Annotated in this window: 13 protein-coding genes; all 13 read right to left on the bottom strand. The window is 63.0% G+C overall.

The genetic code is table 11. The features are described from left to right. Nucleotides 1-4 precede the first annotated feature (4 nt). A complete protein-coding gene (locus FHS78_RS00810) occupies nt 5-916 on the bottom strand; it encodes an AAA family ATPase (protein WP_167089321.1) in 912 nt (303 codons plus the stop codon). A gap of 42 nt (nt 917-958) precedes the next feature. Further along, on the bottom strand, nt 959-1,756 hold the full coding sequence (locus FHS78_RS00805) for an FAD binding domain-containing protein (protein WP_167089319.1): 798 nt from the start codon (nt 1,754-1,756) through the stop codon (nt 959-961). 11 nt (nt 1,757-1,767) lie between these two features. Then, nucleotides 1,768-4,149: a xanthine dehydrogenase family protein molybdopterin-binding subunit gene (locus FHS78_RS00800; RefSeq protein ID WP_205305142.1), complete on the bottom strand. Its 2,382-nt coding sequence runs from the start codon at nt 4,147-4,149 to the stop codon at nt 1,768-1,770. Nucleotides 4,150-4,183: 34 nt separating this feature from the next. Then, nucleotides 4,184-4,648 carry a (2Fe-2S)-binding protein gene (locus tag FHS78_RS00795; RefSeq protein WP_167089316.1) on the bottom strand — a complete coding sequence of 155 codons (465 nt, stop codon included), beginning with the start codon at nt 4,646-4,648 and terminating at the stop codon, nt 4,184-4,186. Nucleotides 4,649-4,794: 146 nt separating this feature from the next. After that, nucleotides 4,795-5,463 carry an SRPBCC family protein gene (locus FHS78_RS00790; protein WP_167089314.1) on the bottom strand — a complete coding sequence of 223 codons (669 nt, stop codon included), beginning with the start codon at nt 5,461-5,463 and terminating at the stop codon, nt 4,795-4,797. Between the two features lie 52 nt (nt 5,464-5,515). Then, entirely contained in the window at nt 5,516-7,210 is a 1,695-nt protein-coding gene (locus FHS78_RS00785; RefSeq protein ID WP_167089312.1) for a Na(+)/H(+) antiporter subunit D, read from the bottom strand. Beyond that, nucleotides 7,203-7,559 (bottom strand): hypothetical protein, encoded by a 357-nt coding sequence (locus FHS78_RS00780; protein ID WP_167089310.1) that lies wholly within the window; start codon nt 7,557-7,559, stop codon nt 7,203-7,205. Before FHS78_RS00780 ends, FHS78_RS00785 begins: the two co-directional genes overlap by 8 nt. Then, on the bottom strand, nt 7,556-9,070 hold the full coding sequence (locus tag FHS78_RS00775; protein ID WP_167089308.1) for a monovalent cation/H+ antiporter subunit D family protein: 1,515 nt from the start codon (nt 9,068-9,070) through the stop codon (nt 7,556-7,558). Before FHS78_RS00775 ends, FHS78_RS00780 begins: the two co-directional genes overlap by 4 nt. A gap of 7 nt (nt 9,071-9,077) precedes the next feature. Next, entirely contained in the window at nt 9,078-10,583 is a 1,506-nt protein-coding gene (locus FHS78_RS00770) for a monovalent cation/H+ antiporter subunit D family protein (protein WP_167089306.1), read from the bottom strand. Further along, nucleotides 10,580-11,038: a cation:proton antiporter subunit C gene (locus FHS78_RS00765; RefSeq protein ID WP_167089304.1), complete on the bottom strand. Its 459-nt coding sequence runs from the start codon at nt 11,036-11,038 to the stop codon at nt 10,580-10,582. Before FHS78_RS00765 ends, FHS78_RS00770 begins: the two co-directional genes overlap by 4 nt. Then, the gene (locus FHS78_RS00760; protein WP_167089302.1) at nt 11,038-11,475 is read right to left on the bottom strand and encodes a Na(+)/H(+) antiporter subunit B; all 438 of its coding nucleotides are present in this window, start codon (nt 11,473-11,475) and stop codon (nt 11,038-11,040) included. Before FHS78_RS00760 ends, FHS78_RS00765 begins: the two co-directional genes overlap by 1 nt. A gap of 7 nt (nt 11,476-11,482) precedes the next feature. Next, a complete protein-coding gene (locus FHS78_RS00755; protein WP_205305141.1) occupies nt 11,483-12,049 on the bottom strand; it encodes a DUF4040 domain-containing protein in 567 nt (188 codons plus the stop codon). Further along, nucleotides 12,049-12,477, bottom strand: coding sequence for a monovalent cation/H(+) antiporter subunit G (gene mnhG / locus FHS78_RS00750; RefSeq protein ID WP_246220290.1), 429 nt, complete (start codon nt 12,475-12,477; stop codon nt 12,049-12,051). Before mnhG ends, FHS78_RS00755 begins: the two co-directional genes overlap by 1 nt. Nucleotides 12,478-12,480 lie beyond the last annotated feature (3 nt).

Below are 12,480 nucleotides of genomic sequence, written 5' to 3'. Positions count from 1 at the left end.
GGACCTATTGCGCCGCGCTCGCGGCCATGCGGATCTCCTCGAGAATCCGCGCCGCTTCGCTGCCCTGAACGCGCGCAATGTCGTCCTGATATTTCAGCAGCGTGCCGAGCGTGTCGTTGACATTGTTGGCGTCGAGCGCGAGCGCATTGAGATGGGTCAGCGCGTTGGCCCAGTCGAGCGTTTCCGCCACGCCAGGGCTCTTGTAGAGGTCCATTTTCCGGAGCTGCTGCACGAAGGCGACCACCTGCTGCGACAGCTCTTCGGGTGCATGCGGCGCTTTCAGCTTCAGGATTTCCAGTTCCCGTTCGGCGTTCGGATAGTCAACCCAGTGATAGAGGCAGCGCCGTTTCAGCGCGTCATGGATTTCGCGCGTCCGGTTGGAGGTCACGATGACGATGGGCGGATTATCCGCATGGATGGTGCCGATCTCGGGCACCGTCACCTGAAAATCCGAAAGCACTTCCAGCAGATAGGCCTCGAAGGGTTCGTCCGTCCGGTCCAGCTCGTCGATCAGCAGCACGGGCGGGCCTTCCACCGCCGGTTCCAGCGCCTGCAACAGCGGACGGCGGATGAGGAAGCGCTCGGAGAAGATGTCCTTGCCCAGTTCGTCGCGCGTTTCCACGCCTTCCGCTTCGGCCAGCCGGATCTCGATCATCTGCGCCTGATAGTTCCACTCATAGACGGCGGCGGCGGTGTCGAGCCCCTCATAGCATTGCAGGCGGATGAGGCGGCGGCCGAGCGCCTGTGCGAGGACTTTGGCGATCTCGGTCTTGCCGACGCCCGCTTCGCCTTCCAGCAGCAGCGGACGGCCCATTTTCAGGGCGAGAAAAACAACGGTCGACAGCGAGCGGTCGGCGACATAGCTGCCGCGCGCCAGCAGATCGACTGTCTCGTCGATGGAAGAAGGCAGGGTCATGAACTCAGTCTACCGGTCGGGAACCAAAAGCCGAAACGCCGCTTATCCGGCTGCCTCGACCGCCCGTTTGGCCATCACGGTGATGAGGTGTGCCCGATATTCGGCACTACCATGCATATCAGTGTTGAGTCCGTCCGGGGATATCTTGACGTTGGCGACGGCGTCCGGGGACCAGTTTTTTTCCAGCGCCGCTTCCATCTCGCTGGCACGGAAGACGCCGTCCTGACCGGCGCCCGTCACGGCGACGCGAATGCCCCACGGGCCTTTGGACACGAAAACCCCCACCATGGCGTAGCGCGAGGCCGGGTTGGCGAACTTCATGTAGGCCGCCTTTTCCGGATGCGGAAAGGTCACTTCCTTGATGATTTCGTCGTCTTCGAGCGCGGTTTCGAACATGCCGGTGAAGAACTCGTCCGCCTCGATCAGCCGCTTGGTGGTGTGGATCTTGGCGTCGAGTCCGAGGCAGGCCCCGGGATAATCGGCGGCAGGATCGTTATTGGCGATGGAGCCGCCCAGTGTGCCCATATGACGGACGGCGGGATCGCCGATATTGTCGGCCAGTCTCGCGAGCGCGGGATTGTGCGTCATGACATCGGCGGAGGCTGCGACATCGGCATGTTTCGTGCCGGCACCGATGGTCAGCGCATCGCCTTCGGCCTTGATGTAACGCAGGTCCGTCAGCGAGCCGATATCGACGAGGTCGCTCGGCATGGCAAGCCGCTGCTTCAGCGTGGGGATAAGGGTCTGCCCGCCGGCCAGGAGCTTGGGATCGTCCGCCCCGGCAAGCGCCTTGACGGCTTCGTCCAGCGTCTTCGGGCGGTGATAGTTGAACTGATACATCGGGTGTCTCCTTATTCGGCGGCTGCGCGCGGCTGCCTGGCTTGCAGCGCGGCCCAGACACGCGCCGGCGTTGCCGGCATGGCGATTTCGCGAATGTTGAGGGCATCCGTCACGGCGTTGATGATGGCGGGCGGGGAGGCGATGGCGCCTGCCTCGCCGCAGCCTTTCATGCCGAGCGGGTTCGAGGGGCATTCAGTCGTGGTGAAACCGAGCCGGAAGCTCGGCAGGTCGTCGGCGCGCGGCATGCAGTAATCCATATAGGAGCCTGTCACGAGCTGGCCGGATTCCGGGTCGTAGACGCCATGTTCCAGCAGCGCCTGGCCGACGCCCTGCGCGATGCCGCCATGCACCTGTCCCTCGACGATCATGGGATTGATGATGGTGCCGAAATCGTCGACGGCCACGAAATTCGCAATCTTCGTGACGCCGGTGTCCGGGTCGATCTCGACTTCGCAGATATGGCAGCCCGCGGGGAAGGTGAAGTTGGTCGGATCGTAGAACGCGCCTTCCTTGAGGCCCGGTTCGAGGTCGCTGCCGGCGAAACCATGCGCGGTATAGGCGGCGAGCGAGAGTTCCGCCCAGGCCATGCTCTTGTCCGTGCCCTGTACGGTGAAGGTGCCGTTCTCGAAGACGATATCCTCGACGGCGGCTTCCATGAGGTGCGCGGCGATCTTCTTCGCCTTGGCCTCGATCTTGTCGAGCGCGCGGGAAATGGCGCTCATGCCGACCGCGCCGGAGCGCGAGCCGTAAGTCCCCATACCGAACTGCACCTTGTCCGTGTCGCCATGCACGATCTCCACATCGTCCAGCGGCACGCCGAGGCGCGAGGAAACGAGCTGTGCGAAAGTCGTTTCATGGCCCTGGCCATGGCTGTGCGAGCCCGTCAGCACGTCGATATTCCCTGTCGGATTGACGCGGACTTCGGCGGATTCCCAAAGCCCCACGCCTGCGCCGAGAGAGCCGACGGCGGCGGAGGGTGCAAGGCCGCAGGCCTCGATATAGGTCGAGAAGCCGATGCCGCGCAGCTTGCCCCGGGATTCCGCTTCCGCGCGGCGGGCCGGAAAACCCTTGTAGTCGATGGCTTCCAGCGCCGCGTCGAGCGAGGCTTCGTAATTGCCGATGTCGTAATTCATGATGACCGGCGTCTGGTGCGGGAATTCGCGCACGAAATTCTTCCGGCGGAACTCGGCCGGGTCCATGCCGATTTCACGCGCCGCCGTTTCCGCGATCCGTTCGATGAGGTAGGTCGCTTCCGGGCGGCCCGCGCCGCGATAGGCGTCCACGGGCGCGGTATGCGTATAAACGCCGTCCACCTCGACATGGATGGCCGGCAGATCGTACTGGCCGGAAAGCAACGTGCCGTAGAGATAGGTCGGCACGGCGGCGGAGAAGGTGGAGAGATAGGCGCCGAGATTGGCCACCGTCTTCACCCGCAGGCCCAGCATCTTGCCGTCGGCGTCGAGCGCCAGTTCCGCCTTGCTCAGATGGTCGCGCCCATGCGCATCCGATAGGAAGGCTTCGGAGCGATTGCCCGTCCATTTGATCGGGCGGCCGACCTTGGCCGACGCCCAGGCGCAGGCAGTTTCTTCCGAATAGATGAAGATCTTGGAGCCGAACCCGCCGCCCACATCCGGTGCGATGACGCGCAGCTTGTGTTCCGGCGCGACGCCGACGAAGGCGGAGAGGACGAGACGGGCGACATGCGGGTTCTGGCTCGTGGTCCAGAGCGTGTAATCCCCGGTTCCCTTGTCGAACTCGCCGATGGCCGCGCGCGGTTCCATCGCATTGGGGATCAGGCGATTGTTTTCCAGATCGAGCGAGACGATACGGGCGGCCTTCGAGAAGGCGGCTTCGGTTTCGGCCTTGTTGCCAAGTTCCCATTCGAAACAGGTATTGCGCGGCGCTTCCGGGTGGACCTGCGGGGCGTCGCCGTTCTGGCAGCTCGCGAGAGAAACCGCGGCGGGCAGGGCGTCGTAATCCACATCGATGAGTTCGGCGGCGGCTTCGGCCTGCTCGCGCGTCTCGGCGACGACCATGGCGACGTGATCGCCGACATAGCGCACGGTATCGAGGGCGAGAACCGGATGCGGGCCGACCTTCATCGGCTCGCCGTCTTTCGAGGTGACCGTCCAGCCGCAGATCAGGCCGCCCAGTTCGTCCCTGGCGATATCCTGTCCGGTGAAGACGGCGAGAACGCCTTCCGCCTTTTCGGCATCGCTGATGTCGATGGAGCGGATCCTGGCGTGGGCGTGGGGCGATCTGAGGAAGCTCGCATGCGTCTGATGCGGGCGGTTGATGTCGTCGGTGTAGTGGCCGTTCCCGGTGATGAACCGGAAATCCTCTTTCCGGCGCGCTGGCTTGCCGATACCGGTTTCAGAAATTTCTGCCGTCATGGCGCTCCTCCTCCCCGGATATGTGTCCTGCGCTTCAGCGCATTTCGTTCGATGCCGCCAGAATTGCCTTCACGATGTTGTGGTAACCGGTGCAGCGGCAGATATTCCCCTCCAGCTGCTCGCGCACCGTTTCCTCGTCGAGGTCCGGTTTGCGGCGGATCAGGTCGACCGCCGTCATGATCATGCCGGGCGTGCAATAGCCGCATTGCAGGCCGTGATGTTCCCGGAATGCCTTCTGCACGGGGTGAAGCTCGCCATCCTGGGCGAGGCCTTCGACGGTCGTGACCTCGGCGCCCTCGGCCTGGGCGGCCAGCATGGTGCAGCTTTTCACTGCCTTGCCGTCCACATGCACAACGCAGGCGCCGCACTGGCTGGTGTCGCAGCCGATATGCGTGCCCGTCAGGCCGAGCGTGTCCCGAATATAGGTAACCAGGAGCGTGCGGGGTTCAACATCGGCACTAACAGACTTGCCATTGACCGTCATGGCGACAACGGACATGCGCGACCTCCCGTCGAGTTTGGCCTCTTCTGAAAAATCAGCGGATCGGGCCTTGTGAACCGGCAGCAACGCGCTGCCGACTGAACGAGTCTCTGCTTTCGGTCACTTCCCGTCAAGTTTTGCGGCGACGGGCCGCCCGCCGGGCCCTAGAGGCCGACGATCAGGGCGGCGACGACCACGGCGACGATGATGAGCGGTCCCCAAACCCAGGGCGAGATGCTGAAACCGGCTTCCTCGTCGGGGATAAGCGGCGCGCCCGTCGGCGAGATCGCATCGTGATCGGGGGATTTTCCTTCGATGCCGTGCGAGGCTTCTTCCACGATTTCCGGCAATTCTTCGCCGGTCTCCTCGGCCGGCGCGGCTTCCGGTTCCTTCTGGCCCGCGACCTTGGAAAAATTCGAGAAGAATTCTTCCGACATCTTGGCCGCGGTGGAGTCGATAAAGCGCTGGCCGATCTGGGCGAGCTTGCCGCCCACCTGGGCCTTCACCGCATAGGACAGCTTGGTGCCGCCATCGGCGGTGTCCTCGAGCGAGACATCCGCGGAGCCCTTGGCAAAGCCGGCCGCGCCGCCGGAGCCTTCGCCGGAAATCGTGTAGCCGTTCGGCGGATCGATATTGGTGAGCTGCACCTTGCCCTTGAAGCGGGCGCTGACGGGCCCGACCTTGGCCTTCACCGTGGCTGCGAAGGCGTCGTCCGCCGTCTGTTCGACGGTTTCCGCGCCGGGGATGCATTGCTGCAGGATGGCGGCGTCGTTGAGCGCGGCCCAGACTTTGTCGCGCGGTGCCGGGATCGTGTATTCGCCTGACATTTCCATGGGCGCGTCTCCTTAAATTCGATTGCTTGTTTTCCGCGAGCCGAAGCAGACGTCAAACATAGGTGAGCAGCACCGTCATACCAAGGATCACCGCGACCCAAAGGACCATGGATCCGCTCGGCCATGTGCGGGCGAGGGGGCCGTGGGGACCGTGGGTGGCGTAGATGCCCCGGATGAAACTGGTGATGTAGTACTCGGTGAACTGGCTCAGCCCGCGCCAGATCGCGCCGACCATGGCCGACAGGAAGCCCATGATGACCGGCAGCATGCGGCGGTAGATCCAGTCCGTGTCGAGATTGACCGAGCGCAGTTCCGGCGGATAGACGCCGGTTTTCATCAGCACCGTAAAGGCAAGCGCCGAGAAGAAGAGAAGCTGCAACTGGGTGATGACATGGCCGGTCGTATAGGGATGGTAGGTCACGTCGAAGGGCAGCAGCGAATAGAGCGGGGCCGGATAGACGCCGATGCCGATGCACAGGGCCGCCGTGATCCCCATGGCGATCAGCATATGCGTGGGCGCTTCCTTCGGCCGCTTGCCGCTGTCATGGGCGAAGAAGGCAAAATAGGGAATCTTGATCCCGGAATGGTGAAACACGCCCGCCGAGGCGAAGAGCAGTATCAGCCAGACCACATAATGTCCCTGGTCGGCGCTGGCGCTCACGATCAGCGATTTCGAGATGAAGCCCGAAAAGAGCGGGAAGGCGGAAATGGAGGCCGCCCCCACCACGCAGAAGAGCATGGTCAGCGGCATGGTCTTGTAGAGGCCGCCCAGCTCGGAGCCTTTGGCTGTGCCGGTGCGGAACAGGACCGCGCCCACGCTCATGAAGAGAAGCGCCTTGTAGAGAATGTGACAAAAGGCATGGGCCGCCGTGCCGTTGAGCGCGAGCGGCGTGCCGATGCCGACGCCTACCACCATGAAGCCGAGCTGGTTGTTGAGGCTGTAGGCGAGAACGCGGCGCAGGTCGTTCTCGATCACGGCGTAGAAGATCGGGAACAGTGTCATCACCGCGCCGATATAGATCAGGATTTCGGTTCCCGGAAATCCCCGGGCCAGCGCATAGACCGCAAGTTTGGTGGTGAACGCGGAGAGCACGACCGACCCGGTGACGGTGGCGGCGGGATAAGCGTCCTGAAGCCAGTTATGCAGCAGGGGGAAGGCGCATTTGATGCCGAAGGCGATGAAGATGCAGATGGTCGCAGGGCTGCCGAGCGTCATCGTCTCGAAGGCGATCGAGCCCGTTTCCCGGTACTGAAGAACGGTACCGGCAAGCAGCAAGACGCCGGAGAAGACTTGTATGACGAGATAGCGCATCCCGGTCGCATAGGCGCCTTCGGTGCGCCGCGCCCAGACAAGAAACACCGAGGTGATCGCCGTCAGTTCCCAGAATACGAAGAGCGTGACGAGGTCGGATGCGAAGACCGCGCCGATGGCGGCACCGGCGTAAAGAAGCGCCGCGACCTGCTGGACGGTATCGCGGACATGCCATGCGTAAATGATCGACAGGAAGGCGGCGATTGAGAAGATCAGGCCGAAAATCCGCGAAAGCGCGTCGACGCGCATCAGCCCGATATGCATGCCCATGGCGTTGAAGGAGGCATAGGTGCCTTCCGGCAGGGTCCAGAAGACCGCGACGCCGGCGACGGGGACGAGCAGCATGAAGAGCTGGCGCGCTCTCCCGTTCGGCAGGAAGGGGACCAGAAGCGCGGCGGCGATATAGATCGCGGCGGGGGTCAGGATCTCAGGCATCGAAATCCTCCCGGCCCAGATCGAACTCGGGATGCTCTTCCGCCTCCACCGAGCGCGGCGCGTAGTAATCCTCGCGGCGCATGAGGATCATGCGAAGGCCCTTGGCCGCGACCACGAGCCCGGCGCACATGAAAAAGCCGTAGAGACCGTAAAAGGCGGGAAACTCCTCTATCGGGAACTCCACATGCTTGTGATAGGCGAAATCGAGCAGGCCGAGCACGACGCAGAGCGTGACGAGCATCCAGACCAGCCTGTTCACATTGCGCATATCGTCGACCCAGAGAAACATCCGGGCCAGCCTGGAAAAGGCGGCCGGGTCGTCGCGCCGATTTTCGTGTTCGCGGTTCATGGATATGTCTCCGGGAGGATCGGAACGTGCAGCAGGAAGTCGTAGAGCGGGCTGATCGCGAATATGGCGAGCAGACACAGGAGTGCCGTGAGGCAGAGCGGCAGGACGCAGAGAAGCGGCGCCTCGCGCCAGCGTTTGCCGTCATCCGCGGCCGCCGCGCCCAGTGAGTGCGCGGCAACGGGCGCGGGCGCGAAAAATCCCCGGGCCACGATGGGCATGAGATAAGCGATATTCAGCAGCGAACTGACAAGCAGGACCGCGATGATCGCGAGCTGTCCCGTATTGGCGGCGCCCAGCATCAGATACATCTTGCTCCAGGCGCCGGCGAAGGGCGGCAGGCCGATAATGCTGAAGGACGCGATGCCGAAGGCGGCGAAGGTGAACGGCATTTCGCGGCCGAGCCCGTCCAGTTCGCTGACCTTTTTCTTGTGGGTCGCGACATAGATGGCGCCCGCGCACATGAAGAGTGTGATCTTGCCGACGGCGTGCGTCACGATATGCATGGCGCCGCCGACAATCCCCATCTGCGTCGCCAACGCCATGCCAAGCGTGATGTAGGAAAGCTGGCTGACGGTGGAATAGGCGAGCCGCGCCTTCAGGTCGTCCTTGGTCAGCGCGATGATGGAGGCGATCAGGATCGAGGCCGAGGCGAGCCAGACGAGCCATTGCGAGGCGTCGGTCTGCGACAGGAAATCCACGCCGAAGACATAGACGCCGACTTTCAGCATGGTGAAGACACCCGCCTTCACCACGGCCACGGCATGGAGAAGGGCGCTGACCGGCGTCGGCGCGACCATGGCGGAGGGCAGCCAGCGATGGAACGGCATGAGCGCGGCCTTGCCGATGCCGAAAGCGAAGAGCGCAAGCAGTACCGGCACCAGCGCGGGGTCCACCTGACCGGCGATGAAACCGCCGGGCCGGAAGTCCAGCGTTCCCGTCGCGCTCCATGTCCAGATGATCGCCGTCAGCAGGAACAGGATCGAGGTCGTCATCAGGATGGCGAGATAGGTCCGCGCGCCGCGCCTTGCCTCGTCGGTTTGCTTGTGCGCGACGAGGGGATAAGTCGAGACCGTCAGCACTTCGTAGAAGATGAAGAGCGTGAAAAGGTTCGCCGAGAACGCGATGCCGAGCGCCGCGGAAATGGCCAGCGCGTAGCAGATGTTGAAGCGCGTCAGATGGCGCTCGTTTTCCGCGCGCATATAGCCGATGGAGTAGATCGCGGCGGGTATCCACAGGCCCGATGCGACCAGTGCGAAGATCATGCCCAGCGGTTCGATGGAAAAGGAAATCACCAGCCCGGGCATCACCTCGAAAAGCGAGACGGACGGCGTCTGGCCGGCATTGACCATGCCCAGCAGGTCCAGCACGACGAGAAAGGTGGCGATGGCGGCGACGACGCTGGCGGCGTCGCGCAGGTTCGGCCGGCTGGAAAGGGCGGCGATGACGAGCGTGACGAAGGCCGGAATGCCGATTGCGAGAAGAATGGCGGTGCTGCCGTCCGTGATAATCATACGACCCTCACTGCCAGATGATGTTGGATGTGGAGATGAGCGTCGAGGCGGCGCGGCTGGCCGCTGCGCTGGTCAGCGCCGCATGGGTGCCGAAATAGACGGTTGCCGCCGCCAGAATCCACATGGGCACAAGCATGCTGAGCGGCGCTTCCTTCGCTTTCGTGTCGGGCGAGGGGGAGTGCAGATAGAGCATTTCCACAATGCGCCAGACATAGGCGATGGCGATCAGCGACGACAGGACGATGGCCGCCGCCACCGGCCACCAGCCGAGTTCCAGCGCGGCCTGGACGAGATACCATTTGCTCACGAAGCCGACGGTGAGAGGAATGCCGATCAGGCTCAGCCCGCCGACGACGAAGGCGGCGCTGGTCCAGGGCATGATGCGGCCCAGTCCTTTCAGCTCCGAAATCTTGCTGCTGCCCACCGAATAGACGAACGCCCCGGCCACCATGAACAGTGTGGCCTTGGTCACGGCATGGTTGAAGAGGTGGATGACGGTGGCCATGACGCCGGTCTGCGTCATGAAGGCGGTGCCGAGCAGCATGTAGCCGACCTGCGCGATGCTGGAATAGGCCAGCATGCGTTTCAGGTCGGTCTGGAAAACCGCCACCAGCGACGCGGCGAACATCGCCAGCAGCGCCAGCGGCAGCAGCACGTATTGCAGCGTCGATTGCTGATAGGCGTAGTCGAAGCCGAAAATGCCGAACATGAAGCGCAGCAGCACATAGACCGCGACCTTGGTCGAGGTCGCCGAAATGAAGACCGAGACGGCGGACGGCGCAAAGGTATAGGCGTTCGGCAGCCAGAGATGCAGCGGGAACATCGCGAGCTTCAGCCCGATGCCCACCAGCACGAAGGCAAAGCCCATATGCAGCATGCGGGTGTCGCCGCGCAGGGTGATCTGGTGGGCGAGATCGGCCATGTTGAGCGTACCGGTCGCCATATAGAGAAGGCCGAGGCCGATGACGAAGAAGGTCGCGCCCACCGTCCCCATGATGAGGTAGTTGTAGGCGGCGGTCAGGGCGCGCCGGTTGCGCTCCGCGCCCGTCGCGACCAGTGCGTAAGTCGAGAGCGAGGATATCTCCAGAAAGACGAACACGTTGAAGGCGTCGCCCGTGATGGTGACGCCGAGCAGGCCCGTCAGGCAGAGAAGGAAGGCGGTGTAGAAGAAGCCTTGTTTTTCCCGCGGAATTTCCTGCGCCACGCTTTTTGCGGCATAGGGGAGCGTGACGACGGCGATGCCGGACACGATCAGCAGGACGAAGGCATTCAGAACGTCGACCCGGTACTCGATGCCGATTGGCGGCGCCCATCCCCCCAGATGATAGGAAATGATGCCGCCGTCCAGCGTCTGCCCGAGCAGCGCCACCGACATGGCGAAGCTCGCAATGGCGACGACGAAGGCGATGAGCCATGCCAGGCGGCTGCGATTGAAGATGGCGCAGACCGGGGCGGCCATCAGCGGTATCACGACCTGAAGGGCCGGCAGGTTTTTGGCGATGAGGTCGATCATTTCCCGCCGGGCTCTCCCTTGTTCGCATCGCCCTGTCCGGGGACGGGGGATGCTTCGGCGCTTTCTTCGGCGAAATCGAGTTCATGTTCGATTTCGATGAGTTCGTCTTCTTCGATGCTGCCGAACTCCTCGCCGATGCGCACGACGAGCGCCAGCGCAAGAGCGGTCGTTGCGATGCCGACCACGATGGCGGTGAGGATCAGGACATGCGGCAGGGGATTGGAATAGACGGTATTCGGATCGCCGGTCAGGATCGGCGCCGTTCCGCCCTCGATCTTGCCCATCGAGATGTAGAGCATGAAGACCGAGGTCTGGAACAGGTTGAGGCCGACCACCTTCTTGATGAGATTTCCCCGGCTCACCGTGATGTAGAGGCCGGTCATCATCAGAATGACGAACAGCCAGTAATTGTAATGGCCGATGATGAACTCGAGATCGAGGACGACTTCCTGCATCACCAGTCCTCATCCTTGAGTTTGGGCGTGCGGGATGCGAAGGCCACGAAAATGCCGATCATGACGGATGCCACGGTGATGCCGACGCCGAGTTCCACGAGAAGAATTCCCCATTCCTGGGCGTGATGTCCGCCATGCCCGATGGATTCGTAGTCCAGGAAATTATGGCCGACGAGGAGCGCGTAAAAGCCGGTCCCGGCATAGATCAGGACGCCGAGGCTCATCGCCACGCGAATGACGGATGTCGGCAGGACTTCCGTCATCGCTTCGACGCCGAAGACCAGCCCGTAGAGAATAAAGGCGACGGCGAAGATGACGCCGGCCTGAAAGCCGCCGCCCGGTCCGAAGTCCCCATGCCATTGCACATAAAGCGCATAGACGATGATCGGGGGGATCAGAAGTTTGGAAACGACGCGAAGGATAGAGTGATGGTCCATCGGTTTTTCACTCCTTGTCCGTGCGTTTTTGCTTTTTCCGGCTGAACGAGCCGAGCAGCAGGATAACGGCGACGGCCGCGGTGAAGATCACGGTGGTTTCGCCCAGCGTGTCGTAGCCGCGATAGCTCGCGAGAATGCCGGTGACGATATTGGGCACGCCGATATCGTCCGGCGTGCGGGCGATATAGTCGGGCGCCACATGTTCGTGGATGGGCGCCTGCGCCGTGCCGAAAGCCGGCATGTCCAGCGTGCTGTAGACGAGGGCGGCGCCCGTTACCACGCAGACGAAAACCGGCAGGACCGGCGAGCGTTTCGTGGTTTTTTCGCGGGTGACGGTGAGCGCCATGGTGCCGAGCATGAGGACGGTGGAAATTCCCGCCCCGACGGCGGCTTCGGTAAAGGCGACGTCGACGGCGTCCAGCGCGACGAAGAGACCGGCGGACAAGAGGCTGAACACGCCCGACAGCATCGCAACGGCGAAGAGATGCCGCACCCGGACGATGGCGATGGCCGTCATGACGAGAAAGGTGAAGAGCAGGACGTTGACGATGGCTGCCAGGGAGATGCCGGTCATCATGCGTTTCCTTCCGTGCCCGACGTCGTGCCGGGGCTTGCCGCCGCGCCGCTGCGATGGGGAATGGCGGCCGTCGGCACATCGCCCAGAGTCTCCTCCGTCTCGTCCTTTTTGAGGTCGAGCGGCCTCAGCCCGGCAACGAAAGCGGCGTTGCTGACGGCGTGGGTCGCCGTCGGGCTGGTGATGAAAACGAAAAAGGCGATGAGGATAAGTTTGAGGGTCGCGATGTCCCAGCCTGTCTGGAACATCATGCCGATCAGGATGAGTTCGGCCCCGGCGGTGTCGATCACGCCGGCGGCATGCAGGCGGGACCAGAAGTCGGGCAGGCGAACGATGCCGAACGCGCCGATGAGCAGGAAAATGCTTCCCATCGTAAAGGCGATGGCGGTGGCGATGTCGCAGGCGGTTTCGATGAGGCTCATATCCATCGT

This window comes from Parvibaculum indicum, from assembly GCF_011762095.1.
Taxonomy (GTDB): Bacteria; Pseudomonadota; Alphaproteobacteria; order Parvibaculales; family Parvibaculaceae; genus Parvibaculum; species Parvibaculum indicum.
The sequence above is the reverse complement of the archived record's forward strand: the minus strand, read 5'-3'. Positions and strand labels throughout refer to the sequence as shown.

What these genes read in the sequence shown, in the direction of transcription:
- FHS78_RS00780 (WP_167089310.1), bottom strand. Translation starts at nt 7,559, where the DNA reads ATGAACCGCGAACACGAAAATCGGCGCGACGACCCGGCCGCCTTTTCC.
- FHS78_RS00770 (WP_167089306.1), bottom strand. Translation starts at nt 10,583, where the DNA reads ATGATCGACCTCATCGCCAAAAACCTGCCGGCCCTTCAGGTCGTGATA.
- FHS78_RS00795 (WP_167089316.1), bottom strand. Translation starts at nt 4,648, where the DNA reads ATGTCCGTTGTCGCCATGACGGTCAATGGCAAGTCTGTTAGTGCCGAT.
- FHS78_RS00790 (WP_167089314.1), bottom strand. Translation starts at nt 5,463, where the DNA reads ATGGAAATGTCAGGCGAATACACGATCCCGGCACCGCGCGACAAAGTC.
- FHS78_RS00805 (WP_167089319.1), bottom strand. Translation starts at nt 1,756, where the DNA reads ATGTATCAGTTCAACTATCACCGCCCGAAGACGCTGGACGAAGCCGTC.
- FHS78_RS00810 (WP_167089321.1), bottom strand. Translation starts at nt 916, where the DNA reads ATGACCCTGCCTTCTTCCATCGACGAGACAGTCGATCTGCTGGCGCGC.
- FHS78_RS00765 (WP_167089304.1), bottom strand. Translation starts at nt 11,038, where the DNA reads ATGCAGGAAGTCGTCCTCGATCTCGAGTTCATCATCGGCCATTACAAT.
- FHS78_RS00785 (WP_167089312.1), bottom strand. Translation starts at nt 7,210, where the DNA reads ATGCCTGAGATCCTGACCCCCGCCGCGATCTATATCGCCGCCGCGCTT.
- FHS78_RS00800 (WP_205305142.1), bottom strand. Translation starts at nt 4,149, where the DNA reads ATGACGGCAGAAATTTCTGAAACCGGTATCGGCAAGCCAGCGCGCCGG.
- FHS78_RS00775 (WP_167089308.1), bottom strand. Translation starts at nt 9,070, where the DNA reads ATGATTATCACGGACGGCAGCACCGCCATTCTTCTCGCAATCGGCATT.
- FHS78_RS00760 (WP_167089302.1), bottom strand. Translation starts at nt 11,475, where the DNA reads ATGGACCATCACTCTATCCTTCGCGTCGTTTCCAAACTTCTGATCCCC.
- mnhG (WP_246220290.1), bottom strand. Translation starts at nt 12,477, where the DNA reads ATGGATATGAGCCTCATCGAAACCGCCTGCGACATCGCCACCGCCATC.
- FHS78_RS00755 (WP_205305141.1), bottom strand. Translation starts at nt 12,049, where the DNA reads ATGACCGGCATCTCCCTGGCAGCCATCGTCAACGTCCTGCTCTTCACC.